The organism is Mesorhizobium sp. M0701, from assembly GCF_040320365.1.
Taxonomy (GTDB): Bacteria; Pseudomonadota; Alphaproteobacteria; order Rhizobiales; family Rhizobiaceae; genus Mesorhizobium.
In genome coordinates this window covers 87,997-114,392 of sequence record NZ_JAMYPO010000017.1, presented here as the reverse complement: position 1 = coordinate 114,392, position 26,396 = coordinate 87,997, and the positions used below count along the sequence as shown (strand labels likewise).

Sequence of the window (26,396 nt, the reverse complement as noted above, 5' to 3'; positions counted from 1 at the left end):
CTTTCACGGGGGATGCATCAGGCGGAGCTGCATTAGAGTTCGCGCTGATCGCGCCTTTTCTGATAATGCTTTTGATCGGCATCTTTGCATTCGGCTGGGCTCTGAATGCTATGTCGAGTGTTCGGTACACGCTGGAAACGTCGTCACGTGCGCTGCAAATGAAGAACTCGCTGACGCAGGCCCAGATCCAAGCCATTGCCACGGAAAAATTACTGGATTTGGGATTGAAAGACGTCGATGTAACAATAGCAATCGACGCCCCCAGCGGCGGCTTTCGCATGGCACATCTGACCGCCCAATATGCGTTCGTGATCGAGTTCCCGTATTTCAACCGATATCCGATAAATTATCAGACAACTGTCACAGTTCCCCTGATTGCATCGTGAGCACGTCCCGGCCAGTCGAGCGGCACCTTTCGCAGGATGTTCGCTGCACGCCGCCTTTATAGGCGATCGCCTTGTACAGCGCGCCGTTGCCGGCTTTGTTCCGGCCGAGCCCCCACCCCTCGTCCAGCGCCGCGGCGCCGCTACTTGTTTGCTGACAGGCATGCGAGGCGGATATGTGGAATTTGGCAGCAGAGGGCTGGAGGCTCCTCAAGCAGAGCGTCATCGGCTTCATCGACGACAATGCGCTGAGCCATGGGGCGGCGATAGCGTTTTATGCCACAACCTCGCTTGCGCCGATCCTACTCATCGTTGTGGCTATTGCCGGCATGGCCTTCGGGCACGAGGCGGCGCAACTCGCCCTTTCGGCACAGATCGCTGGCCTGATGGGGCCGCAAAGTGCCGAGCTGCTGCGAGCTACGATCGAAAACGCCTCGCAGAAGGAAGCCGGAACCCTCGCCAGCATTCTGGGGCTGGTCACGCTGTTCGTCGCCGCATCCGGCGTGTTCGGCGAGATGCAGCTGGGGTTGAACGAAATCTGGAAAGTCAAACCGAGCGGGGCAACGATTTCACGAATGGTTCGGGCACGCATTGCAAGCCTGGGCCTGGTCGCCGCCCTCGGTTTTCTGCTCCTGGTGTCGCTGGTCGTAAGCGCTGCAATTTCGGCGCTCGGAGACGTCATCAACGCCTACCTGCCGTTCGGCACCATCATCCTGAGCGCCATCAACGGGACCGTCTCGTTTGCCCTGATCACGCTGCTGTTTGCCGCAATCTACAAGGTGCTGCCGGACCGCAGCCTGCAATGGCGCGATGTCGGCATCGGCGCCGTGGTCACCGGGTTTCTGTTCACCATCGGCAAGTCGCTGATTGGCTGGTATATCGGAACCAGCGCCATCTCATCGTCATACGGCGCGGCCGGCGCCCTGCTCGTCGTGCTGTTATGGGTCTATTATTCGGCCGAGATATTTCTGCTGGGCGCCGAATTCACGCGAGCCTATTCGGTTCGACACGGCAGCCGGTCCGATTTGAAGAACAAGGTGGAATCGCATGGCAAATGAGTTCACGCCGAAATTCGACCTGGCCGGCAAGGTGGTGCTGGTCCCCGGCGCCTCGCGCGGCAGCGGCCGCGCCTGCGCACTCGCCTGCATGTGCTGGCCACATTCCGCTCGGCCGCATCGGCGACCCGATCGACGTCGCGGGCACCGTGGTGTTGGCGGCGTCACTGATCACTGGCGCGAATATATAGGTGGATGGCGGTTGGTCGGTAGCGTGATAGGCTCTTTGGCTGGTAGTGCGATACCGCTTCGCGAGCGCCGTCTCCCACACCAGGAAGAAGCGCGCGGACTTCGCAAGGTTAGTCCAAGAGGTCTTTTATGAGCGAAAAATCTCAATCGAACGGTGAATTCGACGAACCGCGGAATGAGCCACTCTTCACGGCTATCTCGCAGACAGACCCCGCCTTCCTAGCAGCTTACGATCGCGCGCTTGCGAGTGTGCCGACATTTGTCGAACATATCGAGGGAAATGCAGATGCCTTCTGTTCCGCGAAGCTTCGGTTTCGCGATCCCGACGAGTCCGTACGTCTTCGGGAGGACCACTTTGTTTTCCTTTGGCTTGCCGATGTGCATTATCATGCTGAGGAGCGGCTATTTTCAGGTACGTTTTTCGAGGTGCCACCCGAGCTTCAGAAATGGCATCAAGTCGGACAGCGACTTTCGTTTGAAGGCGATGATATTTTCGATTGGATGGTTCTCGACGCGGGGCACTTGCAGGGGGGATTCACATTGCGTGTAACCCGAGACAAGCTTCCTGAGAAAGATCGTGGCTCATACGATCGATACATCGGGGTTTCGGTTTATGAGCCACTGCCGTCCTGATTCAACGTATGCTTGATAGCCTGGTCTTTCGTTGGAGGATTGGGCAGCCGCACTGGTCAAACCAGCTTTCTCATTCATCGCCGGCGAGCCAACGGACCATGTTCGCCATCAGTCTTCCGTAGAACGGCCATCCGAGGAAATCCTGCGAGAGCCAATGCGGGCCGATATCGGTTGCCCAGGCAATCGTGCGGCCGCGGCCATGGCTACCGACGGCAAGGAGCGGCCAGTCGGTGCCGCGATGGTGGCAAGTCGCCAGAAGCCGGGACGAACCGTCGCGCCTGAATTCCAGCTTGTTCATGCCGAGGATCGGCGGCAAAGGCCCCTCCACCCCGGAAAAAATCGGATGTGACGACTGCAGGACGGAGGCCTGCAGGCCTTGCGGCACCTCCATGCCGTCGCAGTAGGGTAGGCAACGGACCGGCAGAACGTCCTCGACCGGGGTGTCGTGGAAACGCGCCGTCCCGAACATGCCCTGAAAGCCCATGTAACCGCCGGCCAGCATCAGCCCGCCGCCACCTTCGACATAGGCCTTGAGCACATCGAGGCGGTTGACGCCGACACGCCCGGCGCGGGCATCCGGCGTCACCAGCAATGTCAGGGCGCCGACGTCGGAGATCACCACCGCCTGATATTGGGCGAGCCCATCGAGGTCATAGGGAAACGCCGCGCTGCAACGCTCGCCGCCGATCTGCGTGACCGCGATGCCTTCAGTGGCCAGCGCGGCATTGAAGGCCGTCGCACCATTTGTCGAGGCCGCACTTGTAAGCACGTCGCTGCCGATGGCAACCGAGGTCGTCGCTGCAAAGGTTTCGCCTGCAAGCAATATCTTCATTGCCGCCCCGCACTGTTTTCATTCGAGAGGTTTTTAGGAAGGGCGCCGGATGGACCGGCGCCCCCTAGAACTCAAGCTCTGTAGGATCAGAATTTGAACTCGGCCAGATTTTCGGGAGTCACGATCTTGGCCGGACCAAGGATCAGTTCGCCGCCGGCGCCAATCGTGTATTCGCCGAGCCTGCCTGCCGTGAACTTCTCACCCTCCTTGCCGGTGATCTTGCATTGCGCAAACGCCTGGGCCGTCTGATAAGTAAGATAGCCAAGATCGGTGACGTTCCACCAGATATCCTGAGCCGCTTCGTCCTTGATGTATTTCGAGATCAGAGTGGCCGGCGCGAGGCCGGTCAGCTTGACCTTGCCGATCATGCCCGCTTCCTCGAGTGCACGCGCGGCCGCCGGAAGGCCGATGCCTGCCGGGACGATGATCACCTTGAGATCGGGAAACGCCTGGACCAGCGCCAATGCCTGCTGCTGGTTGATCTGTTCGCTTTCTTCGCCATAGGCCACCTGCACCAACTTCATTTTGGAGAACTTCGGCTCGGCCGCCATCTTCGCCTTCATGAAGTCGATCCAGGCATTCTGGTTGGTCGCCGTCGGCGTCGACGACAGGATCGCGAATTCGCCTTCACCGCCGCTGAGGGCGAATGCACTTTCGAGCATCATCTCGGCGAGACTGTCGCCCTTCACCTGATTGACGAACACCGCACGCGCATCGGCGGCCACATCGGAGTCATACGAAATCACCCTGACGCCCTGCTGAACGGCGCGCTTCAGCGCAGGCGCGACGGCATTGGCGTCGTTGCCGGCAATTGCGATGACTCCGACCTTCTGCGACACGAGGCTGTTGATGAATTCGATCTGCGCCTCGGCGGTCGCCTGCGATGGGGCGACCTGGGTAGCGGTGCCGCCAATTTCCTTGGCTGCCTCTTGCGCGCCTCCGAAGGCCACTTTGAAGTAGGGATCCGTGTCGAGCTTGGGCAGGAAACCGACCGTTACGGGTTCCTTGGCGCACTCCTGGCTGAAGGCCAGCGAGCTTGGCGCAAGCAGAACCGCGGATGCGAGCAGGGCTAATCTAAACGCTTTCATTGTGACTCCTCCGTCAAAATTCGGGCTTGAAGGAAGGGGCCCGAGATCACCCCTTTGTCTCGCGCATTGCGCGGGATCTGCTGAGCATCTCCTGTGTGGAGCGCCAGTAATTGCCGATCAGCAGCGAGCCGATTAGAAGCAGGCCGATGATCATGCCCTGCGCGTCGCCACCGATCTGGTTCAGCGCCAGCACGTTGCGGATGATGGCGATCAGGACCAGTGCCAGCATGACGCCGGTCAGGCGGCCCTTGCCGCCAAAGACGCTGACGCCGCCGAGCAGCACGATGGTGATGACGTCGAGCTCCATGCCGAGCGCATTGTTGGCGCGGGCGTTGGAAAGGCGCGCGGTATAGACGATGCCGGCTATCGCCGCGACGACGCCCGAGACGACGAACAGGTTCAGCACCATCCGGCGCGTGTTTATGCCGGAATAGCGCGCCACTTCGGGGCTGCCGCCGAGCGCGTAGATGCGCTTGCCGGTCGGCGTCTTCTGCAGCACGACCGCAAACACCGGCGCCAGCACCAGGAAGGGCACGATGGTCCACGGTATCTCGGTGCCAGGCAGGTTGTTGATGCCGAAATCGACTACCGCGGGCGGCAGGATGTTGACCGAGCCGGTGCCGAGCAGGATGTAGCCAATGCCTCGATAGAGCGCCATGGTGCCGAGCGTCACAACCAACGACTGCAGTCCAAGGCCCGAGACCAGATAGCCGTTGAAGGCGCCGAGCAGGCCGCCGATGAAGAGCGTCAGCGGGATTGCGGCAAGTGTCGGCACACCGGCCTGGACCAGCAAGCCAAAGACGACGGACGTCAGCGCCAGCACCGAGGCGATCGACAGGTCGACCTCGCGGGTGATGATGAGCAGCGTCATCGGCAGGATCAGCAATGCCTTTTCCGAGGCGCTGGCGGCCAGTTGCGAGAGATTGAAGCCGGAAACGAAATTCGGCACGAAGATCGCGGCATAGAGGAAGATGGCCACGCAAGAGGTCGCCAGCAGCAGATCCCAGAAGTCGATCGAACGGAGGAACTTTTTCACCGCGCCCTCGCCTGTCTTGCCTGCTCGGCCCGCCGCACGATGAAGGTGTCGATGCCGATGGCGACCAGGATCACGAGGCCGTAGACGCCCTGCAGCCACAGCGGGTCGACGCGCACCAGCGTCAGCCCGTTTTTGATGACGAGCAGCGTGAGCGCGCCGAGGATGATACCGAGCAGCGTGCCCGAACCACCGCGGATGGCGACGCCGCCGACCACCGCCGCCGCGATCACGGTGAGTTCGAAGCCGAGCGCGACGCGTGCATCGATGGTCGCATAGCGCGATGCCCACAGCGCGCCACACAGGCCGCCGAGCAGGCCGGCCATGCCAAAGGCCAGCAGAATGCGGCGGTCGACGGGGATGCCGATAAGACGCGCGCCGTCGGGATTGGAGCCGGCGGCGAACAGTTCGCGCCCGATCGCTGTGCGATAGAGCAGCACGTAGCCCAGGCACAGGATAACGATCGCGATGATGACGATCAGCGGCACGCCGGCGATCTTCAGGCCGGTCATGTCGAGCCAGGCTTGCGTGACTTCGTCGGCGCTGATCTGATCACCGGCTGCCCAGATCGAGTTGAAGCCACGGAAGATCGACATCGAGGCCAGCGTGACGACGATCGCCGGGATCTTTCCCCTGGTGACGACGAGGCCGTTGATCAGGCCGGCGACGCCACCGACGGCGCATGCGGTTATCAGGCCAATGCCGATGTCGAGCCCTGGATAGGCCTGGACCATGCTGGCCGCCATGTAAGCCGACAGGCCGATCACCGCAGCGATCGAAAGGTCGATGTTGCGGGTGATCAGCACCAGCATCTGCGCGAGTGCAGCAACGACGAGCAGGGCGGCATCCATCGACACGGCGGTCAGGTTTGCAGCGCTCACCATGCGCGGGTTGATGATGGTGACCGGGATGGCGACCGCCAGCATCGCGGCGAGCAGACCGAACTCCCGCCGCTTCAGTATGTCGAGCGGTCCTTTTCTCTTCTCCTCGCCGGCGGCCTGTGCCGCCGCATCGGCGCTTTCGCCGGCCTTGGTCGCTGCTTCCAGCACCTTTTCCTGAGTGGCTTCGCCCCTGGCAAATTCGGCCGTCCGATGGCCTTCGCGCAGGACGATGATGCGGTCGCACATGCCGATGAGCTCGGGCATTTCGGAGGAGATCAAGATGATTGCCATGCCCTGGGCGGCAAGGTCGGCGATCATCGCATGCACTTCCGCCTTGGTGCCGATATCGATGCCTTGCGTCGGCTCGTCGAGGATGAGGACGCGCGGTTCGGTGCGCAGCCATTTGGCCAACACCACCTTCTGCTGGTTGCCGCCGGACAGTTCCTTTACCGGCTGCGCGTAGCCGGAAAAGCGAAGCTTCATGCGCTTCAGCCAGTCCGAAACCAGATTGATCGCGCGGTTCGTGCCGTAGAAGCCGGAGCGGGCTGTCTTGTCGAGGACTGGCAGCACCGCGTTGTCGAGGATGGAAAAATCCATCACCAGGCTCTGGCCCATGCGGTCTTCAGAGACATAGGCGATACGCGCATCCATGGCGTCGCGTGCCGACGCGAAGCGCACAGCTTCGCCGTCGATCAGGATTTCGCCGGCATCGGGCTGGTCGATTCCGAACAGCACGCGCGCGATCTCGGTCCGCCCGCTGCCGACCAGGCCGCCGAGCCCGAGCACCTCGCCGGCATGGAGCTTGAGGTCGATATTGGAAAAGCCACCGGCGTGCGAAAGCCCCCTCGCCTCCAGCACCAGTGCGCCGGTCGCGTGGCTTCGTTGCGGATAGAGGTCGGTGACCTCGCGGCCGACCATCATGCCGATGGCGGCGGCGCGGCCAAGCTCGGCCCTCGGCTTGACGCCAATGAGGCGCCCGTCGCGCAGCACCGCGATGCGGTCGGCGATGCGGAAGATCTCGTCCATGCGGTGGCCGACGAACATCATCGCCACACCGTGCAGCCGCAGGTCGGCGACGACAGTGAACAGCCGCTCGACCTCGCGCTGCGAGAGGGCGGCCGTCGGCTCGTCCATGATCAGCACCCGCGCGTCGAGCGACAGGGCGCGGGCGATCTCGACCAGTTGCTGTTCGGAGGTGCGCAACGTTCCGAGCCGGGTTTCGGCCAGCACGTCGAGGCCGACTGTCGCCAGCACCCTGCGCGCGCCGGCAAGCATGGCGGCGTTGTCGATGCCGCCGAAGCGGTCGCGCGGCATATGGCCGAGATAGATGTTCTCCGCCACCGAAAGATCAGGGAAAAGACCGGGGTGCTGGTGCATGACCGAGATGCCGGCAGCCTGGGCGTCGTGCGGCGAATAGAAGACCACAGGCTTGCCATCGACTTCGACATGGCCGCCGGTCGGGAGATACACGCCGGCCAGCAGCTTTACGCAGGTGCTCTTGCCGGCGCCGTTTTCGCCAAGCAGAGCCAGCACCTCGCCTGAGCGCAATTCGAAGGACGCGTCCTTGAGGGCAATCGTGCCGCCGAAGGCTTTTGTCGCCTGAACCAGGGCAACCGGGACAGCCGCGTCGCTCTTCACCATGGCGTCGGCTTCGCCTAATGCGCCCAAGTGCAGCACCTTTCCTCCCTGGTCCTGTTTTTTCAATTTGCTATATTAAATGGCCGAATGCCGCAACTGGAAAATTGACTTCCATGGCCGCGAAGGGCACTGTCGCGTCGCGCACGGGTGCGATTGGAGTGCTCGACCCCGCGGCAGCCTCAAAGCTGCAAGCGGCTGGAGTGGCTCTGCGGGAATGAATGGGGAGGCGCCGGTTTTGTCCGGAAAAGGCAGCAATTCGGTCAAGGTTCGGCATTATAACGAGCGCTTCGTGCTTGACGCCATTCGCCGCCTGAAGGAGGCATCCAAGTCCGATCTGGCGCGCGCCGCAAATCTGACGCCGGCCGCGGTCGCCACCATTGTCGACGGGCTGGAGTCGTCCGGATTCGTAAAGCAAGTGGGGAAAAGGTTCGGGCAACGCGGATCGCCATCCACTCTCTACCGACTTGCACCTGAGCGTATCTACAGCGTCGGCATCAAGATCGGCCGGCGCGCGCTGGAAGCCGTGCTCGTCGACTTTGCCGGCGAGGTCCGCTCGCGCGAGTCGCACGAATATCGCTTTCCGGATCCCGACATGGTGCTCAAGGCCGGCAACATGTCGCTGGCCAATTTCGACAAGCTGGTCGAGGGGCTTGGCGATGCCAGCATCGTCGGCGTCGGCATCGCCTCGCCATATTTCCTCGGCGGCTGGAGCGAAGAGCTCGGCTTTCCCGACGATCTCGGCAGCCGCTGGGAAGCAATCGATCTGACGACGTTCTTCGCCACAAAGCCGAAGACCCCGGTCTTCGTGGAAAACGACGCATCATCGGCCGCACTCGCCGAACTCATCCAGGGGACCGGCGCGCGGTTCCGCGACTTCATGCATATCTCGATCGACACCTTTGTCGGCGGTGGACTGGTGCAAGGCGGCAAGGTCCATACCGGGCCGCACGGCAACAGCGCCGCGCTCGGTCCTTTGCCGGTCTCGCCTTCAAGCCTCGATTCGGTGGCGGCCAAGCCGGCGCGCTACCAGAGCCTGCTGCATCGCGCTTCGATCTATGTGCTGGTCAATCATCTCAAATCGCGCGGCATCGAGATCAACCGCGTGCGCGAACTCGACCCCTTGCCGCCAGGGGCGCGCGAACCGCTGTCCGAATGGATCGACGATTGCGCCAATGCGCTGGTCGAGGCGATCATCGCCATCACTTCCGTCATCGACATCGAGGCGATCGTCCTCGACAGCATCCTGCCGCGGCCGATTCATCTCGAGCTGCTGGCAAAGGTGCAGACCCAGTTCAACAGGATCAGCGCCATCGGCATCGTGGCGCCGGAAATCGTGTCGGGACAATTCGGCCCCGAGGCTTCGCCGATCGGCGCGGCGATGCTGCCGTTCTCGGCACTGTTGGCGCCCGACAGCGGCGTGCTGATGATCGGCAAGGACAGAACAATGCTGCCGGGTAGCCTTTCGAGGCTTGCCAGCCAAGGCCAACCAGCAAGAAGGTCAGCGCCTTCAACGGCATAAGATAGTGCCGCGAAAGAGCATCAAGCTCCGGACATCATCAACATCAGCTCACAGTCAGGCACGGGCACGGCGGGCTTTTTGCGCCGGCACCGGAACCTTTAGCGGCTGCTAATCTTCATTCATTACCGACATCGAATGCTGATCGGTCCGCGCTCCGCTTCAGTGCGGGCCCAGGAAGCAAGGAGGAACATATGAACTGGGATCAAATCAAGGGAAAATGGACGCAGTTCAAGGGCAAGGCGAAGGAGCAGTGGGGTGACCTCACCGACGACGATCTTGATCGTATCGAGGGCAACCGAGACCAGCTCTTGGGACGCATCCAGGAGCGATATGGCATTGCCAAGGAAGAGGCGGAGCGCCAGGTTGATAACTGGTCCAGAAGCATCAGCTGAGCCTTTGGATGCAATGCCGTTTGCTGCCCACCACCGGGGTGAAACTCTGCGTCGCCCGTGCCGACTGGTGCGGTGGGCTCTTTCGACAGCGAGGCCCGCGAGGATGCTTGAGCCATATCTGATGTTCTACTTGCGTGGCGGGCTTCGCCTCGGCGTGCCCAGCCCGTAGGCGAAGGAGCGTAATCATGAACAACATTATCTGGCTGGTCGGCGCGATCGCGATCGTAATAGTCATTTTGAGCTTTTTGGGTCTGCGATAGCATCTGAACCCTCTCTTCGAGCCGGCGACCGTCCCCGCTCGGCATGGCCTCAGCACGCCCAAGCTGGTCAGACTTAGGTCCCAAGCAAGACGCTCTGGGGTTGGACCGAAGCCCCGGCTGAGGAACGTAGACGGCTGGCTCACGTTGTGGTGAGCTTTGGCGCGACGAAGATGCGTCCGGGCGGAAGAGTTCAAGCCAGGGAGGAGAGGCCCGACGCTCCGAACGGGCGTTGGGCCTGGGCGTAAATGCAAACGATCAGCAGGCTGTTCAATTCCCATGCCCAGGCAGCACGTGCCGTGGCCAGACTTCAGGCTGCCGGGATTCGCCGCCGCCAGATCAGCGTGGTCGGATCTTACAACGACAATGATGAACCGATCAGCGTTGCTGGATATTACGACGATGAGATGAGCGCTCTCTGGCGGGGTGCCGTCGCTGGTGCCGCACTTGGCGCGACGGCTGGTCTGTTGGCCGGCTTCAGCGCTTTTGGAGCTCAAGGCGTTGATCCTGCGGGGATGACCGGCATGGCCCTGGTCGGTGCGGCTTGGGGCGGCTTTGCCGGCGTGCTTCTCGGAACTTTCGCCAATTTCGCCCAGAAGCCGCGCAAGCCGAAGATCGCAGAAGGTGTCGTACTGGTGATGGCCCGCGTCGATGAAAGGCAGGCAGGCGCCGCGCATACGGTGCTCCGGAGTTTCGCGGAGATGCCTTCCGGGCCGATGAAGAGGAGCGCTTTGCCAAATTCAAGCCGGCTCCGCGTCCGATCTGGTGCCCGATGAAGTTTGTTTCGCGAAACGGGAATTCAAACCGGAGGCGCCCGACGAAAGCTTGGCAAACCAACACTTTGGAAGCATGCGGGCTACTTGCCGTCGTGTTGTCCTTTATTCTTACCGTTCTGTTGGTTGGTCTCATCCTTGGCTGAACCCATGCCCTTGCCACCGGCGACACTATGCCCGGCAATTGGCGAAGGTTGTGGCCAGTTCGAAGGATTAAACCATTCGTGCTAAGCGTTAATAGCTTGTAGCCATAGGAGAGGACGCCAACGTGGACAAACGGGCTGAAGGAGACGCGGAGAAATTGGCTCGAGGCGAGTTCGAGCTCAGAGCCGAACGATATGGTGTGAACGCCTTTCTTCTCGTTGTCGAACTCGTAAATCTGCTGGAAAAGCGCGGAACGATCAGCAGCGACGACGTCGCCAAAATAGCCGAGGCCGCCGCACTTGCCGTTGCCGCATCCAGCGAACCCGACGTGAACAGCATCAATCTGTTGCAGGCCATCGCTGCCGCACGCCGGCCCAAATAGGCTTATATCAAATCCGCCAGCAATCGGCGCCAACCGATAAACGCTATGTTGAACTGATCTCGGTCGAGCGTACGGAGCCTTTCCATGTGCAATGACTACGAGCAGCACATCGCCTGGGCCGAATACTGCCGGACGATGGAATCGCTGGCGCTCAAAATCCCCAGCCATCAAACCGAATTGGATCTGCCGCAGGCGGATGACATCCACATCAACGACCCCGCGCCTGTAATGCGGGCTGCCGGCGACGCAATCGAACTGGCGTCGATGACGTTCGGCTTTCCCCCGGCCGGGCCAAAAGGCGGACCTGTATTCAACTTTCGCTCGGAGGGCCGGCAGTTCGGCAACAGCAAGCGCTGTCTCGTTCCGGCGTCGGCATTCTTCGAATTCACGGGAACGAAATATCCAAAAACCAAGCACAGGTTCACGCTGAATGGCCATTCGTTCATGGCGATTGCCGGGCTGTGGCGCGAGGGTGTCGGCAACAAGCCGCCGACGTTCACGATGCTGACGACCGATCCGGGGCCGGATGTCGCGCCATATCACAATCGGCAAGTGGTTGTGCTGCGGCCATCGGACTGGGCGGCGTGGATCCATCTGACGAAGTCCGAGGCTGAACTCATGCTGCCACTGCCGGAAGGGTCGCTCAGCGCGGAAACAGTTCGCGCAGGTTCCGAGTAGGATCCACCGGAAGACTGCGCGCGCTGAGCTACGGCCGCGCCGCATCGTCACGGCGATGCGCGCCATGCTCAGAACGAATGCCCGCGCGATATAAGCGCTTCAGCCCGGCTTGACGTAGCCGGCGGTGACCTCGTCTTTGTGGGCGGCGAAAGCTTCCAGGACTTCGGTTTTCTCAGGCTTCGGAATTTTGAAATGATCCAACGTCCGCCCGAGTTCGGCTGCGACCTCATCGAATTCCGCGGGGGAAATCCGCAGGTCGCGATGCGCCTCCTCGAGATCGAGCGGCGTCGTGCCGGGCTTGGTGGCGACGAACTTGAAGGGCCCGCCAGAAACGTCGCAGACCCACAGCGTGCGCATGAACTTAAGGCCGGGCAACCTTTCCAGGTTCTTGGTGTGCCATTTGCGCAGCTGCGGATTCTTGGACTTTTGGCCGACGATCGGGTTCTTCACGACGGCGTCGCTGAAATGATCGATCACCGCTGCGATGGCGAACACGCCGCCCAGCCGCTCATACAGACTTTTCTCAGCTGTGGTTTTCTTGGCCTGGGCGAGCGCGTTGTCGGCAGGCAATACCGCCGTCGATGCCGCGGTCAGCGCCAGCGCGGCGACAACACTTCGTCTTGTCAAAGAGGTCGAAACAGCCGTTTTCATTCCTGGTTCCCTTCGCGGTTAGGCCAGAGCGAGCCGCAGCCTGTCTGGCGGGCTTCATGAAATGACGTTCGGACACTTTGCCGTAGTTTAGCACCGTCTAACGAACTAACGAGCCGTTCGCCCGAATTATTCCGATTGGGCGCATTGTCATGGTCAACATGCGTCAAAAGGGGAGAAGGCCGCGCGGATGAGGAAGGCTTAGCAGGCGTCGCTGCACGCGGCAGAGGTCGCGAAGCCACTTCGGCCGCATCTGTGCCCCTGACCTTGGGCATTTTCCTTCTGTGTCGTGTTGTTGTCGGCGGCAATCAGCCCCGGTAGGGGGCGTACAATCGCTTCCCGCGGCTTTGCCGGCTGCTTGCGGCCAATAGCTTGTGCTTTTCGAAGATCGCGAGCTTCTGCGGATAGGTCATCCGCACCTTGGCGTTGCACCCGTCGCATCTGAAGTGCGCGATTGTTCTTAGTGCAGAGCCCTTTCTTACCGCCGGGTGTGAGCAATCCGGACATTCGAATGTGAGCGCGACATCAGATAAGTCTTCGGCCAAACCCATCTCCATCCCCTTCGCAAGCTCGGTGGCTACACTCTGGCGATCATCAATGGGCAATTCAGATGCCAATCCGATTGTGCCAATGCGGGACTAGAACAATTCGCCTCGGAACACCGCCTAGCTAGTGCTCCTTCTCTGCGCCTTTTGAGCGACGAAGAGACCTAACTTCCTCCAGCAGTTCGCGCTCATTGGTAGTCACGTTTCGGAAGATTGCGACAATCATCACCGCCAAGGCTTCGGCATCCAGGCTTAGAGGGTCAATGTGCTCATCTGCGCAAACCTGATCAAACACGCGTTCACAAATAGCCAAATCGTGAGGGCTGAGGCGAGTGCGATTGAAACGCCGGCGCGACATTTGCGAGCCTTCGAGGCCGCTGCCCGTGCAAAAGAAGCGGGTCTTCGCAAGAAACGCGAGTCATTGAGCGATTGTTCCCGGCTGCAAGCCTTGTTAAGCCGCCTGCAGCAGGGGCAGACCAGAATGCATTCCCCACGCGCATCATGGCGCATGCGAGCCTCGACCTTGGCATTTTCCTAACATGGCGAGATGCTTGGCACCTCAGGCATTTTCGAGCGCCCGCCCGAACGGCTCTGGCTGCCATGCGCGGATCGATTTTGGACGGCTGGACCGTTGGATTCACGTCAGACACAGTAGCCAGCGGGCAAGACTGCTTCGAACTCTAAACGGGGTCGTCGGCTACCCATTTGACAACGGAGGAGCCACGCCTTGCGCTGCTGGCACTCGTCATCGCAGCCAATGCCACCGCGACGACCTAGTTCCAATACCTGAGAACTCTCCCTAGGCGATTTGGCATCATTTTCTTTGGCGGCAGGCGCTCTAGCTGGCCCGAAACTAGGTCCGTTCCGTAAGGCGGTACATATGCTATAGCTAATATTGGGGCGAGGGGACGACCATGAAAGGGAGGACCAATCATGAAGCCGCATTCCCTCAGCGCCCGTCGTATTGGCGTGCTTATATTCTCGATGCGTGCTTTCGGGCTGATGAGGTCAGCCGCAATGCCCGCAGACAGCAAATTCGCCGTCGAGCCGGTGGTTGAGAAAAAGGTGAAGGAACTGCCCTCCGGACCGTTGTACTGGCGGCTGGATAATCTGCCAACGCTGGCGCAGGCCCAAAGCGCGGCAGGCCCGACCTCGCTTGCGGCAGAGATCGCAGGCAAGGTCTGGCTGTTCACGCTTGGACCGAAGGACGGCTCTACGACCGGCGGAACCAAGGTCGTCGAGATCGGACCGATCCCTCCGATCAGCGCAAGCGAGTATTCGCTGCGTGTCAACCGCGCCGGTGGAGCGCCCGGCGTCAAGACGAAGATCCATACGCATCCGGGACCGGAGGCCTTCTATGTGCTGGCCGGCAAGCTCGGCCAGAGAACGCCCCACGGAGTGACCTATGCTGAAGCTGGCACGGCAATGATCGGACACGGGGCCAACACGCCGATGGAGGTGTTCAGCGCCGGCACAACCGATCTCGATGAGCTGGCCATCTTCGTGGTCGACGCCAATCAGCCGTTCTCGTCGCCGGCCAGCCTCGATTGAGGCGACATCTCCCGGGATGATACTTCCGCTCTCCACCTGTTGCAGACAGTCGGCGACCAGTTGACGCTAACAGGTGCATGCTGAATTCGATGGTGCTGCGAGAGAGGATTGAACTCTAGGTATCTATAATAAAATCAACTACTTACGATGAGTTTTGTAACATTGTGACGGGCGACAAAATGGCTGGGAATCACTTCTAGCCTGCGGTTCTGGCTGGACGCCAAAAGACCCGCCTCCCCTTTACTGTTTTCTCTCCAAGGCATTCTAGATCAAGCCCTAATTTGAATGCCTGGACCTTCACCGCGCCGCCAAGCACCAGGAACCGAAATACGTTTACGACGATCCGTATGCGCCGTGATGATAGATCAGCGCCGGGCCGGGCTCTCCGCTCACCACATGCCGGACGCTGCCGAGGATCAGCGCGTGGCTGTGGCGAATAATAGTATCCTCAACCGCGCAGTCGACCGCGGCAAGCGCCTCGTCGAGTGCCAGTGCGCCGCTTGCAAGGCTGGACCAGCGAGCGCCCTCGTAGCGCGCCGACCCCTTCAGGCCACCGCGCCCGGCAAAGCGGTCGGCAATCGCGATCTGGTCGGCACGCAGCACATTCACGCAGAAATGCCGATGCCGGCTGATGGCTGCCCAGGTAGACGAGTTCAGATTGATGCTGACAACCATCACCTCTGGTTCGACCGATAGGGAATGGGCGGTGGTAATGGTTGCGCCCGTCCGTTCGTCGCCAACACCGGCGGTGACCACGGAGACAGCTCCGGCCAGGTGTCGCATCGCAAATTTCAGGGGAACCCGGGTTTCCACTAAGGTTTCCAATAGGGGAACGCGTTCGGTCAGTGTCATCTGGATAGCCTCATCGTGTTTGCAGCTTCACGACGCCTTGCGACGCAACGCCGTTTGGTATCCCAACCATTGGTGAATTTCGGCGGCGATGCGCTCGGCATGTGCGGTGACTTCGGGAATTCCCATCAGTTCGCCGACGCTGCCTCGCGCCAGTGGCCCGCTGACGAAAATGCTATCGGTCGGGCGCCCGGATGTGCCGACCGCACGGCCTTGGCTGTCGGTATCCAAACCAAGACCAATCGGATCGAGCCGGACCAATCCCATCCGCGCGAGCGCCGCAATCGCCGTGTTGGTCCGCAAGATATCGGCGTGCGCCGGTCCGGTCGTCACGATCACACTGTCGAAAGCATCGACAACGAGGCTGCGTTGGCCACGCAGCCGCTGCCTGACGCGAATGCATCCGTCTACCTGTTCGGCGCCGACAATCGATGCGGCGCGATAGGAAAGCCTGCCCTCGGCAGCGCGGCGATCGAGCACGGCCGCGATCTGTGGCGCAACGCGGAAGCGATGCACATCCCACAGCGCGCGAAGATGACGCACAACCTAGCGCTGCTCGGCTAGCGGCAAGGCCTGCCAGATGGCCTGTCCCTGACGCCGGACGGCATCGAGCACCGGGTGCCAGTCTTCGCCCTGACGCTTGGCATCAAGAATCGTGGCCCGGATGCGCTTGAACAGTGCCGTTGCGCTGCGTGAAGGAAGGGTCGTGAAATCACCGACTGGATCGGCCGGTGTCGAGGCGTGGCTGCGCGAGCGATAGCCATGACGTGACAGCGCGACAATGTGGCCACGATGCCCCTTGCGGTCGAGGGTCGCAATCACGTCCGCCGACGTCAGTCCGGTGCCAACGACCAGGACACGGTCGTCGCGGCCGATCGCTTCCAGCCTCTCGAGATCATAGGGATTGGCCACCAGCCCGGCTGTGCCAGCCACGGACTTCAGGGGCATCGGCAAGGCCGGCGGCGGATGCGTCGTCGCAATCACCACGGCGTCGGCAGCGAGCGTCCCGCCATCAGCGAGGATCAGACGGTAGCCCTCGCCGGTGCGCTCGACCGATGCGACGGCGGACCTGACATGGCGGATCGTTTTGCTGAGCAGAAAGGGCTGGAGATGGGATTCGACATAGCCGCCGAAAACACGGCGCTGCGGGTAGATCGCGCCGTTGGCCGCAATAGCCTCGACATCCCCCACAATAGCGCTGCTCTGCTGCAGCCAGTCGGCGAAGTGGCTATCCTGGCCGGAGATCAGCGTCATCCTCGAGGCCGGCACATTGATGCGGTGTGAAGGATCGGTGGTCGAATAGGCCAGACCATAGCCGAGCCTTTCGCGCGGCTCGACGACCACGATATCGGATGCACTGGCCGGCAGCAGCCGCGCCAGATGAAACGCAGTCGCCGCACCTGAAAAGCCGCCGCCGACAATCGCTATGATCGGTTCGCTGGCGCTCAAGACTGGCTCGCGCGCAGCGACGACGGGCGATGGTCGCCGGCCACCGTTTCGCCGAAGGGGCCCATGTTAACCGCCGTCGGCCGCGTCGAGATTTCGTGATCGAGCGGCAACAGCGGCAGCACCAGTTCGCCGAAGCGATAGGCTTCCTCCAGATGCGGATAGCCGGACAGGATGAAGGTATCGATGCCGATGCGCCGGTATTCGTCGATGCGCTCCGCCACCGTCGCCGCATCGCCGACCAGAGCGGTGCCGGCGCCGCCGCGCACCAGGCCGACACCGGCCCACAGATTCGGACTGATTTCGAGTTTGTCGCGACGGCCGCCATGCAGCCGGCTCATGCGCGACTGGCCGACGGAATCCATGCGCGCGAAAACCTTCTGCGCCTCGGCGATCGTCTTGTCGTCCAGGCGGCTGATCAGGCGGTCGGCATCGGCCCAGGCTTCGTCATTGGTTTCGCGAACGATGACATGCAGCCTGATGCCGAAACTCACCTGGCGTCCGGCCTTCTCGGCAAGGCCGCGCACATGGTCGACCTTGGCGGCGACGTCAGCCGGCGGTTCGCCCCAGGTGAGGTATTTGTCGATCTGCTCGGCGGCGACCGCATTGGCCGCCTCCGACGAGCCACCGAAATACAGCGGCGGATGCGGGGTCTGCACAGGCGGGAACAGCAGCCTTCCGTCCTCGATGCGGAAGTGCTTGCCTTCGAAGGCAATGGTCTCGCCGCTGAGCACGGCCTTGTAGATATCGAGAAACTCCCGCGTCACCTCATAGCGCTCATCATGGCTGAGGAAGATGCCGTCGCCCTTGTTCTCGACCGGGTCACCGCCGGTGACCACGTTGATAAGCAGGCGCCCGCCGGAAATGCGGTCGAGCGTCGAGGTCATCCGCGCGGCAAGCGTCGGCGATTGCAGGCCCGGCCGCACCGCAACGAGGAAGCGGAGCCGCTGCGTCAACGGCGCCAGCGCCGACGCCACGACCCAGCTGTCCTCGCAGCTTCGGCCGGTCGGCAGCAGCGCGCCGTAATAGCCGATGGCGTCGGCGGCCTTGGCGACCTGGGTCAGATAGGGCAGGTCGACCGCCCTGCCCCCCTCGGAGGTGCCGAGATAGCGGCTGTCGCCATGGGTCGGGAGAAACCACAGGACCTTGATCCTGTCGGGGATGGCAGTGCTCATGAACAGTCCTTTGTGACTTTACGGCGTTCTCGCTCAGCTCCAGGCGTGGAGCGGCGGATTGACGTCGTTCAGGTAATAGTTGCCGAGGATCGCGTATTTCCAGCGCACCGGATCGTGCAGCGTGTGGGTTCGGGCGTTGCGCCAGTGCCGGTCGAGATTGTGCTCGGCCAGTGTGGATCGCGTGCCGGCGAGTTCGAACAGTTTGTTGGTGGCGTTGATGGCGATCTCGGTGGTGAGGATCTTGGATTCGGCAACCGCGATCTGCGCTTCCGCGACGGTCTTATCGTTCGGATCGGCCACGGCGCGGTCGACCGCCAGCCCTGCCTTGTCCAGAACGGCCTGCGCCGCATTGGCCCGCAGGCGAAGGTCACCGACGGCCTGGATAGTGTAGGGATCCTGCCAGGCATGATCGACGCCGCTGTCGATCCACGCGCGCGACTTGGTGCGCACGAAGCTGACGGTTTCGTCGATCGCCGCGTTGGCGATGCCGAGATCGACAGCAGCCTGGATGATCTGGAAGATGGCGCCGTCGGCCGTCGCCCGGTCATAGCCCTTGTAGCCGGGGACGAGATGCGTCTTCGGCACTTTCACATTGTCGAGCAGGACTGTGCCGGACAGCGTCGTCTTCTGGCCGAAGCTCGACCAGTCGTCGATGACCGTCAGTCCGGGCGCGCCGCGATCGGCGATGGCATACCAGGCCCGGCCCTCGTCATCGAGCGCCACGATCGGCACCAGATGGGCGAGCAGCGCGCCGCTTGAATAGAATTTCTGGCCATTGACCACGACGTGGTCGCCAGCGTCGACGAATTTGGTCTCAAAATCGGCCGCCCGCTTGGAGCCGAATTCCGAGAACGCGTTGCCGAACCGCGTGCCGGACAGAACTTCGGCGAAGAGCAACTGCTTCTGGGCCTCGTCAGAGACGGTGCGGATGGCGGCGACGACGCCGAGATGGTTCTGCGGAATCTGGCCGAGCGACGGATCGGCCGCCGAGATGATGGTGATCACCTTCGACAGCGTCACATAGGAGAGTTCCGGTCCGCCATAGGCCTTCGGCACGTTGATCGACCACAGGCCGCTCTGCGAAAACGCATCGAGCTCTTCCTTCGGCCAGATGCGCTCGCGGTCCCGCCTGGAGGCGTCCTTGGCGAAGTCTGCGGCCAGTTTTTCCGCCACAGCGATCGCCTCGGCATCGGTCTTGATGACATGCGCTCTGGCCGACGGACGCTCGACCGGAGGGACGGCGCTGCGAGTATCGGACGGCTGCTTCGATTGGATGGTCATGCTGCGGTCTCCTGGGGAAAATGTTGCGATGGAAGCGGCGTGCCGCCGAGATAGTAGGTCTTGATGTCGTCGCGCTGGCGCAGGTCGGCGGCCGACCCTTCCAGCACGCTCTTTCCGTTTTCGAGCACGGTGGCGCGGTCGGCATATTTCAGCGCCACTGCCGAATTCTGCTCGGCGACAAGGATCGAAAGATCTTCGTCCCGATTGAGCCGCTTCAAAGCGCTAAAAATCTCGTCGACGATCAGCGGCGCCAGCCCCATCGAAGGCTCGTCCAGCACGAACAGTTTCGGCCGCGACATCAGACCGCGGCCGATCGCCGTCATCTGCTGCTCGCCGCCGGAGGTGAGGCCGGACCGGGTTCGCCGCTTCTCGGCGAGCCTGGGGAAAAGCGCATAGACGCGGTCGAGGTCGGCCTTGACGCCAGTGCGGGAGGACGAACGCCCGAGCGCGCCGGTCAGAAGGTTCTCCTCGACCGTCAGCGAGCGGAAGCAGTGTCGGCCCTCGAGGACCTGGACCAGACCCTTGCGGACGAGGTGAGAGGGGCTTGCCCTGGAGACATCCTCGCCGTCGAAAGTGATCCGGCCAGCGGTAACGGTGCCGCGCTCGGCCGGGAGGAGATTGGATATGGCGCGTAGCAGCGTCGTCTTGCCGGCGCCGTTGGAGCCGAGCAGTGCGACGATCTCGCCTTTACCGACCGACAGGTCGACACCGTGCAGGGCGGCGATGGCGCCGTTGTAGACGGCCTCCACGCGACTGACCGACAGGATCGGATTTTCCGGGCTGGACATCGATGACTCCGCAATAGGCAGGAAATCGCGGCCGGCCCGGGGGCCGGCCGCGAGTTGTTTGACTTCAGTTGCTGACCACTGCTTCGGCGTCTTCGGCCGTGCGGATCTTGATGCCCTTTTCCTTGGCATAGGCCTCGGACGACTTCTCGATGATCGGACGCAGCAGCTTCCAGTCGGGCGCAATCCAGTCGGAGACGACGTTCCACTTCTTGCCGTCCCACTGCTGGAAGGTCACGTAGCCGTCACCTTCGTGATTGTCCCAGGAGACGTTGATCGAGTGGAACAGGTCCTTGGCGCCCAGCGCCTCGACGCGTGCCGGATCGAGCTTGAGATGCTCGAAGCCCCAGCGGACTTCGTCGCCGGTGAGCGTGCGGTTGCCGAACTTGGCCTGCGCGATGCGGACCGCCTCGACATTGAGGATGCCGTTGACGATGCCGAGATTGTGGTAGACCGAGCCGATACGGCTCTTTTCCTCGAGATTGCCTTTGCCGGCGCCGTAGACCGTTTTGACGATCTCCTGGACCACCGGATACTGCTCGCCTGACGCCTGGGTGGTGATGGCCGTATAGCCCTTGGCGGCATCGCCCGCGGGGATCACATCCTCTTCCGAATTCGACCAGACATTGCCGACGATGTGATCGGCCGGGAAGCCGGTCTTCTGCGCGGTCTTGAGCGCAACCGGGTTCATCACGCCCCAGCCGCGCAGCACCACATAGTCGGGATGCTCGCGACGGATCGTCAGCCACTGCGCCTGCTGCTCGTTGCCTGGATGCGGAACCTCGATCTGCGACAGCTCGAAGCCGTATTTCTGCGACAGCAGCTCATAGATCGGAATCGTCTCCTTGCCATAGGGCGAGCCGTGATAGAGCACGACGATCTTCTTGCCCTTGAGCTTGTCGAGGCCACCTTCCTTGGAGGCGATATAGTTCACGATGCCCGAGGTCTCGCTGTACGGATTGAGCAGCAGCGGGAAGACGTAAGGGAACACGCGTCCGTCCGTGGTGTCGGTGCGGCCGTGGTTGATGGTGATCAGCGGCACCTTGTCATCGGTGATGCGGTCGATCATGGCATAGGCGATGCCGACCGAAAGCGGGTTCCAGGCGGCGATGCCGGGATTGCTCTTCAATCGTTCATAGACCTCGACGCCCTTCTCGACCTCATACTGCGTCTCGCCCTCGCTCCAGGTCAGCTTGACGCCGTTGACGCCGCCGTCGCGGATGTTGATCAGGTTGAGATAGTCGATGAAGCCGCCGAAGAAGCCGGTGCCGCCGGCGGCATAAGGGCCGACGCGGTAGCTCTGCAGGGGAAAATACTGCTCGTCGGCGTGGACCGCCGTCGCGCCGAGGACGAAGGCCGTGGCGATCGCCGCTTTCTTGAGGTGACTGAAGAAGGTCATGGATTGCGTCTCCTGAGGTTGTGGTCCGTGAGAGGATGTCGAGCGGCGCTCAGCTGGACCTTGAGCCGATCCGTCGTTTCAGGCGGTCGAAGAGGGCCGACAGCCCGTTCGGTTCCGCGATGAGGAAGATGATGATGAGCGCGCCGAGCACGATGCGCTGGCTCATGTCGAGAACACCCGAATCGAACAGTCCGCCAAACAGGAAGGCGCCAAGCCGCGACAGGATGAGCGGAAAGACGACGATGAACGCCGCTCCCAGAAAGGCGCCGCGTATCGAGGCCAGCCCGCCGATGATGATGATGAACAGGATCTGGAACGAGCGGTCGAGATTGAAGCCGGCCGGCTCGACGGTGCGCAGATAGGTGAAGGCCCACAGCACCCCGGCGACGCCGATGATGAAGGACGAGATGGCGAACGCGAGCAGCTTGGTCTTCAGCACAGGGACGCCGATCACCCGCGCGGCGGTTTCGTTGTCGCGCACGGCGATGAAATTGCGGCCGGTCGCGCTGTTGACCAGGCGCCAGACGAGCGCCGTGAGCACGATGACCGTGGTCACCGAGAGCAGGTAGCGGCCCGTCGCCTTGTCGAGCGAGAAGCCCGCAACGGCAAGGTGCGGCGCCGAGATCACCCCGGAAGGGTTGTCGTTGGAGAACCACCCGAACTTGGTCAGCGCCCACTGCACGAAGAACTGGGCGGCGAGCGTCGAGACGGCGAGATAGAAGCCGCGCAGGCGCAGGCTCGGCAATCCGAACACGACGCCGATGCCGGCGGCTGAAATCCCGGCCAGGATCATGGTCGCAGCCAGCGGCAGTCCTTCGACCCGAAGGTTGAAATTGTAGGCGGCGAAAGCGCCGACCGCCATGAAGGCGGAGGAGCCCAGCGAAAGCTGGCCGCAATAGCCGGTCAAAAGGTTGAGGCCGACCGCCGCCAGGCTGAGCGCAAGGAACGGCAGCAGGATCGCCTCGACGAGATAGCTCGACGCATAGGCGGGGATCAGGCCGTAGGCCACGGCAATCAGGGCGACGGGCAGAGCTAACCTCTGCCAGTCGATGGGAAGCCTTGCGGCATCGAGCGCTTGCACGGCCATCGGTCAGACCCTTTCGACAGTCTTCTGGCCAAACAGGCCGGAGGGGCGCACCAGCAGGACGACCAGCGCCAGCGCATAGGCGAACCAGCCTTCGATGCCGCCACCGACAAAGGGTCCGAGGTAGACCTCGGCGAGCTTCTCGCTGGCGCCGATGATGAGGCCGCCGACGATGGCGCCGAGGATAGAATCGAAGCCGCCAAGCACCAGCACCGGCAGCGCCTTCAGCACGATCAGCGACAGCGAGAACTGGACGCCGAGGCGCGCGCCCCACAAGAGCCCCGCGACCAGTGCCACGAACCCCGCGGCCGTCCACACCGTTCCCCAGATCCGGGGCAGCCGCAGCCCGACGGCGAGCGCCGCGAACTGGTCGTCTGCGACGGCGCGAAACGCTAGGCCGACGCGGGTCCAATAGAAGAATGCGCTCAAGCCGGCGACCATCGCCGCGGCAATGCCTGCAGCAAGAAGATCGAACGACGATATCAGGATACCGCCGACCTCGAACGGCGTGTCGTCGATGCCGAGATCGAGCCCGTGCACCTGCGTGCCCCACACCAACTGGGCAGCGCCTTCAATGATGTAAGACAGGCCAAGCGTGGCCATGAACAGCGTCATCGGCGAGCGATTGACCAGCGGCCTCAGCACAGTTAGCTCGATGGTGAAGCCCAGCGCAACCATGACCGCGAGGGTAATGAGCATTGAAAGCGCAAACGGGATGCCGCGTTCGACAAGGCTGACAAAGGTGAGTGCGGCGAACAGCACCATCGACCCTTGCGCGAAGTTCAGCACGCCCGACGTCTTGTAGATCAGCACGAAACCGATGGCGACGAGCGAATACATGACGCCTGAGAGCAAGCCACCGACCAGCACCTCGATGACGAAGAGGAAATCATAGTAGCTCATCAGATGCCCTCGCCATCTTCGCCTTCGGCGGTGCCGATATAGGCCCGGATCACCGCCGGATTGGCCCTGACCTCGGCCGGTGTCCCGTCGGCGATCTTGCGGCCGTAGTCGAGCACGGCGACGCGGTCGGAGAGCCCCATGACCACGCCGATGTCGTGTTCGATGAGGATGATGGTGACGTCGTGCCGGTCGCGCGCTGCGCGCACGAAACCGGCCATCTCGGCCTTCTCGGTCGCCGTCATGCCGGCCATCGGCTCGTCGAGCAGCAGGATCTTCGGCTCGGCGACAAGCGCGCGCGCCAGTTCGACCCGCTTCTGCAGGCCGTAGGGCAGCGTTGCGACCAGGCGATCGGCGACGGCCTCGAGATGCAGGAAGGCGATTGTCTGGTCGACCTTTTCAGCGATCGCGGCATCTTCGCGCCGGGCGCGCGGTAGACCGGCGATATGTTCGACGAAGCTGGCGCGCCGGGTGTGGACGCGGCCCGACGCGATGTTGTCGCGCACTGAAAGCCCACCGAACAGTGCCAGGTTCTGGAAGGTGCGCGCGACGCCGAGCCGTGCCAGACGGCTTGCCGACACCCGGGAGAAGGACTGGCTATCGATCGCGATCTTGCCCTGATCGGCGTGATAGAGGCCGCTGATGATGTTGATCAGCGAGGATTTGCCGGCGCCATTGGGACCGATCACAGCGCGAATCTCGCGGCTTTTGACCTCGAGGTCGACATCCCGCAGTGCCGTGACGCCACCAAAGGAAATGCTGATCCCGCCCAGCGCCAGGATCGCATCAGCCTTTGCCGACAGGCGCGCCAGGCGCGTGTCCTCGACGGGACCAGCACCAGCAAGAATGCCGGAAATTTCGGGCGCGCGCTCGTATGCGGCGGCTCCCAGCGAAGCACCAATCATGAAACGTCCCTGATTTTGAAGGCGTGCGGGCGGCGGCCTGGAGGCCGCGCGTGTCCTATTCCGCGGCGACGAGCTCCCTGTCGCGCGCCGCTTCCAGTTCGCGCACCAGAGGGATGACGCGCTTGCCGAAGAACTCCACCTCTTCCTGGAAATGCAGGAAGCCGAGCAGTATCAGATCCGCGCCGGCATCCTTCAGCTTGAGGATGCGTTCGGCAATCTGTTCCGGCGTGCCGATGAGATTGCTGCGGAAGCCGTCATTGTATTGGACAAGATCCTCGAACGAGGATTTCGCCCAGTTACCCTCGCCTTCCGGCGACGCCTTGCCGGCATTCTTGACCTGATCGGCGAAACCCTGCACCGCCTCCGGATTGGCCTTGGCGATGATCTCGTCGAGCACGGTGCGCGCTTCTGCCTCGGTTTCGCGAGCGATGGCAAAGGCGTTGACGCCGATCTTGACCTTGTGGCCATTGGCCTTCGCCTTGGTCTTGATGTCGTCAACCTGCTTCTTGATCTCTTCCGGCGTGTTGCCGTTGGTGAAATACCAGTCGGAAACCCGCGCAGCCATGTCGCGCGCCGCGCGTGATGAGCCGCCCTGGAAGATCTCCGGCTGCGGATCGATCGGCTTCGGCTTCATCGAGTAGTTGGTAAAGCGATAGAAGTCGCCCTTCAGAGTGAAATTGTCCTCGGTCCAGATGCCGCGCAGCGCACGGATGAATTCCTCCGAACGGCGATAGCGCTCGTCATGGTCGAGCCACAGCTCGCCGATGGCGGCGAACTCACCGCGGAACCAGCCGCTGACGACATTGACGGCGACACGGCCATTGGTCAGGTGGTTGATGGTGGCTATCTGCTTGGCCGCCAGCGCTGGATTCCATGGGCCGGGCAGGATCGCCGCGATGACTTTCAGCGTTGTGGTCGCCGCAAGCAAGGCATGGCTGAACGATACCGATTCGTGCTGGTTGTCGGCGCCATAGCCGGCCGTGAAGCGTATTTGGCTCAGCGCGTAGTCGAAGCCGTTGGCCTCGGCGATCTGGGCGAGCTTGCGGTTATAGTCGATGTCCCAGCCGGTCCGCTGCTCGATGTTGGAGATGACCAGGCCGCCCGAGACGTTCGGGACCCAGTAGGCGAATTTCACGTTGTCGGAATTCGAGGTCATTTCGTTCGTTTCCCCTTTTGATTGGCTTCAACCGACGCGCGTGGCGACGGCAGTGTTTGCATCACTGGAATTAAGCAAGGAAATCGCTTCGGTAGCGGCCCGTGAGATGCGCTCGATAATCGCCGCGCCGACGATCTTGGCATCGACGAAATCGTCGGGCGCGCCGTAGACGCCGGTCGGGACCGTGACGGCCCCGAAAAAACCGAACAATGGCCGGAGCTGATGTTCGAGAACCAGGCCATGGTATGGACTTCCGCCGGTTGCCGCGAGAAGCACGGTCTTGCCCGTCAGTGCACGATGATCGACGAGGTCGAACAGGTGCTTGAGAGCGCCGGTGTAGGACGCCCGATAGACCGGCGTTCCGACCACGAGCAGGTCGGCCTTCTCGACACGCTGGATGATCGCTTCGCCAGACGCGCCGAGCGCACGACGAGACAGCCCGGCGAAAATCGAAGGCGCCGCCTCGGTGATTTCGATCAGGCCGGTGTATGCCGGGACGCGCAAGGCGACTGCCTTGACCAGCGCGTTGACCACCGCGGTAGTGCGCGATGGTGTGCTTACGCCGCCGGATATTCCGAGAACCGATAGCCTTCCCAACTCGTCAATCTCCCGGACCCTGCATGCGCATCGGGTCATTTCCAAACCGGCGCAGACGATATTCGATAAAATCTATAGAGATAAGGAACTACGTTCCGATTTTTCGGCCTCGCGGAGAAAAATGCCGTTCTGCTAATGGACGTAGCAATGTCCGTATAGCGAGCAGACCGAAGCTCAGGCCATCAATACGGCTTCGCA

26 protein-coding genes and 1 pseudogene are annotated in these 26,396 nt (G+C 62.1%); 11 read left to right on the top strand and 16 right to left on the bottom strand.

Annotated features, from left to right (window positions below; all coding sequences use genetic code 11):
* The 4 genes and pseudogenes from NKI24_RS18215 to NKI24_RS18200 all read left to right on the top strand — a co-directional run.
* Window positions 1–386 (top strand): TadE/TadG family type IV pilus assembly protein (locus tag NKI24_RS18215; RefSeq protein WP_352747154.1); only part of this gene is annotated, 386 nt, incomplete at its 5' end.
* Window positions 387–559: 173 nt separating this feature from the next.
* Window positions 560–1,441 (top strand): YihY/virulence factor BrkB family protein, encoded by an 882-nt coding sequence (locus NKI24_RS18210; RefSeq protein WP_352747152.1) that lies wholly within the window; start codon window positions 560–562, stop codon window positions 1,439–1,441.
* Window positions 1,438–1,529, top strand: a pseudogene (locus NKI24_RS35970) (3-oxoacyl-ACP reductase); the annotation flags it as partial. The gene NKI24_RS18210 and the pseudogene NKI24_RS35970, both read left to right, overlap by 4 nt.
* A gap of 227 nt (window positions 1,530–1,756) precedes the next feature.
* A complete protein-coding gene (locus NKI24_RS18200; RefSeq protein WP_352453629.1) occupies window positions 1,757–2,260 on the top strand; it encodes a DUF2314 domain-containing protein in 504 nt (167 codons plus the stop codon).
* Between the two features lie 70 nt (window positions 2,261–2,330).
* Here the strand turns inward: NKI24_RS18200 and NKI24_RS18195 are convergent, their stop codons facing one another.
* The 4 genes from NKI24_RS18195 to NKI24_RS18180 form a co-directional block, all read right to left on the bottom strand.
* A complete protein-coding gene (locus tag NKI24_RS18195) occupies window positions 2,331–3,092 on the bottom strand; it encodes a glutamine amidotransferase (protein ID WP_352747150.1) in 762 nt (253 codons plus the stop codon).
* A gap of 86 nt (window positions 3,093–3,178) precedes the next feature.
* Entirely contained in the window at window positions 3,179–4,180 is a 1,002-nt protein-coding gene (locus tag NKI24_RS18190) for a rhamnose ABC transporter substrate-binding protein (RefSeq protein ID WP_023677420.1), read from the bottom strand.
* A gap of 46 nt (window positions 4,181–4,226) precedes the next feature.
* Window positions 4,227–5,216 (bottom strand): ABC transporter permease, encoded by a 990-nt coding sequence (locus NKI24_RS18185; RefSeq protein WP_352747148.1) that lies wholly within the window; start codon window positions 5,214–5,216, stop codon window positions 4,227–4,229.
* Window positions 5,213–7,771, bottom strand: coding sequence for an ATP-binding cassette domain-containing protein (locus NKI24_RS18180; RefSeq protein WP_352747145.1), 2,559 nt, complete (start codon window positions 7,769–7,771; stop codon window positions 5,213–5,215). The genes NKI24_RS18185 and NKI24_RS18180 overlap by 4 nt, the downstream gene beginning before the upstream one ends.
* A gap of 196 nt (window positions 7,772–7,967) precedes the next feature.
* Between NKI24_RS18180 and NKI24_RS18175 the strand changes: the two genes are divergently transcribed.
* From NKI24_RS18175 to NKI24_RS18155, 5 genes are all read left to right on the top strand, one after another.
* A complete protein-coding gene (locus NKI24_RS18175; RefSeq protein WP_352453632.1) occupies window positions 7,968–9,251 on the top strand; it encodes an ROK family transcriptional regulator in 1,284 nt (427 codons plus the stop codon).
* Window positions 9,252–9,442: 191 nt separating this feature from the next.
* On the top strand, window positions 9,443–9,643 hold the full coding sequence (locus tag NKI24_RS18170) for a CsbD family protein (protein WP_023719429.1): 201 nt from the start codon (window positions 9,443–9,445) through the stop codon (window positions 9,641–9,643).
* A gap of 505 nt (window positions 9,644–10,148) precedes the next feature.
* Window positions 10,149–10,676, top strand: coding sequence for a hypothetical protein (locus NKI24_RS18165; RefSeq protein ID WP_352747142.1), 528 nt, complete (start codon window positions 10,149–10,151; stop codon window positions 10,674–10,676).
* Between the two features lie 340 nt (window positions 10,677–11,016).
* Window positions 11,017–11,199 carry a hypothetical protein gene (locus NKI24_RS18160; RefSeq protein WP_023677413.1) on the top strand — a complete coding sequence of 61 codons (183 nt, stop codon included), beginning with the start codon at window positions 11,017–11,019 and terminating at the stop codon, window positions 11,197–11,199.
* 84 nt (window positions 11,200–11,283) lie between these two features.
* Entirely contained in the window at window positions 11,284–11,877 is a 594-nt protein-coding gene (locus NKI24_RS18155; protein WP_352747139.1) for an SOS response-associated peptidase, read from the top strand.
* Between the two features lie 99 nt (window positions 11,878–11,976).
* Here the strand turns inward: NKI24_RS18155 and NKI24_RS18150 are convergent, their stop codons facing one another.
* The gene (locus NKI24_RS18150; RefSeq protein WP_352747137.1) at window positions 11,977–12,528 is read right to left on the bottom strand and encodes a group I truncated hemoglobin; all 552 of its coding nucleotides are present in this window, start codon (window positions 12,526–12,528) and stop codon (window positions 11,977–11,979) included.
* Window positions 12,529–14,003: 1,475 nt separating this feature from the next.
* Here NKI24_RS18150 and NKI24_RS18145 point away from each other — a divergent pair.
* Window positions 14,004–14,621 carry a cupin domain-containing protein gene (locus NKI24_RS18145; RefSeq protein WP_352747133.1) on the top strand — a complete coding sequence of 206 codons (618 nt, stop codon included), beginning with the start codon at window positions 14,004–14,006 and terminating at the stop codon, window positions 14,619–14,621.
* Window positions 14,622–14,954: 333 nt separating this feature from the next.
* Here the strand turns inward: NKI24_RS18145 and NKI24_RS18140 are convergent, their stop codons facing one another.
* Window positions 14,955–15,473, bottom strand: coding sequence for a flavin reductase family protein (locus tag NKI24_RS18140; RefSeq protein ID WP_352747130.1), 519 nt, complete (start codon window positions 15,471–15,473; stop codon window positions 14,955–14,957).
* A 69-nt stretch (window positions 15,474–15,542) separates the two neighbouring features.
* Between NKI24_RS18140 and NKI24_RS18135 the strand changes: the two genes are divergently transcribed.
* Window positions 15,543–16,034 (top strand): hypothetical protein, encoded by a 492-nt coding sequence (locus NKI24_RS18135; RefSeq protein ID WP_352747127.1) that lies wholly within the window; start codon window positions 15,543–15,545, stop codon window positions 16,032–16,034.
* Here NKI24_RS18135 and NKI24_RS18130 read toward each other — a convergent pair.
* From NKI24_RS18130 to msuE, 10 genes are all read right to left on the bottom strand, one after another.
* The gene (locus tag NKI24_RS18130) at window positions 16,017–16,919 is read right to left on the bottom strand and encodes an FAD/NAD(P)-binding protein (RefSeq protein ID WP_352747124.1); all 903 of its coding nucleotides are present in this window, start codon (window positions 16,917–16,919) and stop codon (window positions 16,017–16,019) included. The two genes, NKI24_RS18135 and NKI24_RS18130, sit on opposite strands and share 18 nt — an antisense overlap.
* Window positions 16,916–18,091, bottom strand: coding sequence for an FMNH2-dependent alkanesulfonate monooxygenase (gene ssuD / locus NKI24_RS18125; protein WP_023722900.1), 1,176 nt, complete (start codon window positions 18,089–18,091; stop codon window positions 16,916–16,918). Before ssuD ends, NKI24_RS18130 begins: the two co-directional genes overlap by 4 nt.
* Before the next feature lie 33 nt (window positions 18,092–18,124).
* Complete coding sequence (locus tag NKI24_RS18120; RefSeq protein WP_352457045.1) at window positions 18,125–19,372, bottom strand: SfnB family sulfur acquisition oxidoreductase; 1,248 nt, start codon at window positions 19,370–19,372, stop codon at window positions 18,125–18,127.
* Entirely contained in the window at window positions 19,369–20,160 is a 792-nt protein-coding gene (locus tag NKI24_RS18115) for an ABC transporter ATP-binding protein (protein ID WP_352457044.1), read from the bottom strand. The genes NKI24_RS18120 and NKI24_RS18115 overlap by 4 nt, the downstream gene beginning before the upstream one ends.
* Window positions 20,161–20,224: 64 nt before the next feature.
* Entirely contained in the window at window positions 20,225–21,556 is a 1,332-nt protein-coding gene (locus tag NKI24_RS18110) for an ABC transporter substrate-binding protein (protein ID WP_352516270.1), read from the bottom strand.
* Window positions 21,557–21,605: 49 nt separating this feature from the next.
* Entirely contained in the window at window positions 21,606–22,643 is a 1,038-nt protein-coding gene (locus NKI24_RS18105) for a branched-chain amino acid ABC transporter permease (RefSeq protein WP_352517944.1), read from the bottom strand.
* 3 nt (window positions 22,644–22,646) lie between these two features.
* Window positions 22,647–23,543, bottom strand: a complete 897-nt coding sequence (locus tag NKI24_RS18100; protein ID WP_352747119.1) for a branched-chain amino acid ABC transporter permease — start codon at window positions 23,541–23,543, stop codon at window positions 22,647–22,649.
* Window positions 23,543–24,445 carry an ABC transporter ATP-binding protein gene (locus tag NKI24_RS18095; protein ID WP_352747117.1) on the bottom strand — a complete coding sequence of 301 codons (903 nt, stop codon included), beginning with the start codon at window positions 24,443–24,445 and terminating at the stop codon, window positions 23,543–23,545. Before NKI24_RS18095 ends, NKI24_RS18100 begins: the two co-directional genes overlap by 1 nt.
* Window positions 24,446–24,500: 55 nt before the next feature.
* Entirely contained in the window at window positions 24,501–25,601 is a 1,101-nt protein-coding gene (gene sfnG, locus NKI24_RS18090; protein ID WP_023722893.1) for a dimethylsulfone monooxygenase SfnG, read from the bottom strand.
* Window positions 25,602–25,628: 27 nt separating this feature from the next.
* Entirely contained in the window at window positions 25,629–26,198 is a 570-nt protein-coding gene (msuE, locus tag NKI24_RS18085) for an FMN reductase (protein ID WP_352747115.1), read from the bottom strand.
* Window positions 26,199–26,396: the final 198 nt, after the last annotated feature.

What these genes read in the sequence shown, in the direction of transcription:
- NKI24_RS18150 (WP_352747137.1), bottom strand. Translation starts at nt 12,528, where the DNA reads ATGAAAACGGCTGTTTCGACCTCTTTGACAAGACGAAGTGTTGTCGCC.
- NKI24_RS18195 (WP_352747150.1), bottom strand. Translation starts at nt 3,092, where the DNA reads ATGAAGATATTGCTTGCAGGCGAAACCTTTGCAGCGACGACCTCGGTT.
- NKI24_RS18190 (WP_023677420.1), bottom strand. Translation starts at nt 4,180, where the DNA reads ATGAAAGCGTTTAGATTAGCCCTGCTCGCATCCGCGGTTCTGCTTGCG.
- sfnG (WP_023722893.1), bottom strand. Translation starts at nt 25,601, where the DNA reads ATGACCTCGAATTCCGACAACGTGAAATTCGCCTACTGGGTCCCGAAC.
- NKI24_RS18210 (WP_352747152.1), top strand. Translation starts at nt 560, where the DNA reads ATGTGGAATTTGGCAGCAGAGGGCTGGAGGCTCCTCAAGCAGAGCGTC.
- NKI24_RS18105 (WP_352517944.1), bottom strand. Translation starts at nt 22,643, where the DNA reads ATGGCCGTGCAAGCGCTCGATGCCGCAAGGCTTCCCATCGACTGGCAG.
- NKI24_RS18145 (WP_352747133.1), top strand. Translation starts at nt 14,004, where the DNA reads ATGAAGCCGCATTCCCTCAGCGCCCGTCGTATTGGCGTGCTTATATTC.
- NKI24_RS18120 (WP_352457045.1), bottom strand. Translation starts at nt 19,372, where the DNA reads ATGACCATCCAATCGAAGCAGCCGTCCGATACTCGCAGCGCCGTCCCT.
- NKI24_RS18115 (WP_352457044.1), bottom strand. Translation starts at nt 20,160, where the DNA reads ATGTCCAGCCCGGAAAATCCGATCCTGTCGGTCAGTCGCGTGGAGGCC.
- NKI24_RS18095 (WP_352747117.1), bottom strand. Translation starts at nt 24,445, where the DNA reads ATGATTGGTGCTTCGCTGGGAGCCGCCGCATACGAGCGCGCGCCCGAA.
- NKI24_RS18165 (WP_352747142.1), top strand. Translation starts at nt 10,149, where the DNA reads ATGCAAACGATCAGCAGGCTGTTCAATTCCCATGCCCAGGCAGCACGT.
- NKI24_RS18110 (WP_352516270.1), bottom strand. Translation starts at nt 21,556, where the DNA reads ATGACCTTCTTCAGTCACCTCAAGAAAGCGGCGATCGCCACGGCCTTC.
- NKI24_RS18200 (WP_352453629.1), top strand. Translation starts at nt 1,757, where the DNA reads ATGAGCGAAAAATCTCAATCGAACGGTGAATTCGACGAACCGCGGAAT.
- NKI24_RS18155 (WP_352747139.1), top strand. Translation starts at nt 11,284, where the DNA reads ATGTGCAATGACTACGAGCAGCACATCGCCTGGGCCGAATACTGCCGG.
- NKI24_RS18170 (WP_023719429.1), top strand. Translation starts at nt 9,443, where the DNA reads ATGAACTGGGATCAAATCAAGGGAAAATGGACGCAGTTCAAGGGCAAG.
- NKI24_RS18140 (WP_352747130.1), bottom strand. Translation starts at nt 15,473, where the DNA reads ATGACACTGACCGAACGCGTTCCCCTATTGGAAACCTTAGTGGAAACC.
- NKI24_RS18100 (WP_352747119.1), bottom strand. Translation starts at nt 23,543, where the DNA reads ATGAGCTACTATGATTTCCTCTTCGTCATCGAGGTGCTGGTCGGTGGC.
- ssuD (WP_023722900.1), bottom strand. Translation starts at nt 18,091, where the DNA reads ATGAGCACTGCCATCCCCGACAGGATCAAGGTCCTGTGGTTTCTCCCG.